At 32.9% G+C, this 1,324-nt stretch carries 2 pseudogenes; one reads left to right on the forward strand and one right to left on the reverse strand.

Annotated features, from left to right (window positions below):
* A pseudogene (locus tag C1A47_RS17500) lies at positions 1 to 183 on the forward strand (OprD family porin); the annotation flags it as partial.
* Positions 184 to 1,141: 958 nt separating this feature from the next.
* Here the strand turns inward: C1A47_RS17500 and C1A47_RS17795 are convergent.
* Positions 1,142 to 1,324: pseudogene (locus tag C1A47_RS17795) on the reverse strand (OprD family porin); the annotation flags it as partial.

The following is a 1,324-nucleotide window of genomic DNA, read 5'->3' on the forward strand; positions in this document are numbered from 1 at the left end:
TTCAAAGCCGCAAATGGCAGTAAAAATCTGGAAAGTGAATCAGACATCATTCTGAATTATGCTTTTCAACAGCCGTACCTGAAGGGTCTGTCCTTACAATATATTCGCATTGATTATATGGTGAAATCAGGCAATGACTTTGGTGAAGATCGTTTCTTTATCAATTATTGTAAGAAGTTCTAATCGTGATTTAGAGTGATTAGCGCAATTTCATTCCTCTGAACTGCTATTTTTATCCTTTCATTTTATGATGAGAGGATAAAATAGCTTTAATGTATGATTTATAAAGACAAAAATTGAAAGAATATTTTAGGAACCAGATTATTTCATTTGATGATTCAATCTCACCAAATCGACAATTTCATGTCTTAACCATTGTATGGCTGAATTAGCTTGATTCTTTAGATGCCATATCATTCGTAATTTATAGGCTGGTGACGTGAAGGGTAATTCATTTTATATGGAAACGGGCAGAATTGAATTAGTCGTGATTATTCGACTTTGTACGTTTTAGCTCACAGATATTAAGGATAATTTCCCCTGTTTTGATCAAGCAAAATTACATATCCTAAGTTCATCAGGAACAGGAAGTTCCAGAACATCAAACAAAAATAATAAGTTCTAGCATCAGGAACGTGAGGTACGACAGGAGTTATACCTAACCAGCTTATACGAAAAACCTCGACAGGATGTCGAGGTTTTTTGTTATTCACCAATTAAATAAAATGTCCTGTTTTTTTAAACATAAGAGTCAAGTACAGGTTTAAGTTTCTTTATTCAATAAGATAGATCTGCTTGATCATTACTTCACTTTGATTCCATATCCTCTAAATTTCTGAGCATCTTTGACTAATAAATCAAGTAGTCTGTCACGACTATCACGAATATATTGACCAAGCAGAGATACGGCTAAATCAATATTTTTTTCTTTTAACGGATTGAAAATTAAGACATGTTCGTTGCAGCCCTGACAGTCTTTATTACTATCTAACCAACAGGCACGAGAAATAAAAATGATTTATATAAGAAGTCATAAATTATTGTAAATCAACAGTTAATCATTTCATCTAAACTAGATGAAAGTAACAGTTAATACAGCTTAGAGAATAGGAAAATGCCCTATTCCCTAAATTTATTTAAATTAAAATTTCTTACTATAATTAAGAAATATGCGATCCTCACCAAAATCTTTACCAGACTTCACATTATAGTCAACGCGCAGGTACCGTAAGGATAAACCTTTTAAGTACGGTTGCTGAAATGCATAGGTCAAGAGCACATCTGATTCACTTTCCAGATTTTTACTGCCATTTGCGGCTTTGAA

This window comes from Acinetobacter sp. MB5 (assembly GCF_003261585.1).
Classification (GTDB): domain Bacteria; phylum Pseudomonadota; class Gammaproteobacteria; order Pseudomonadales; family Moraxellaceae; genus Acinetobacter.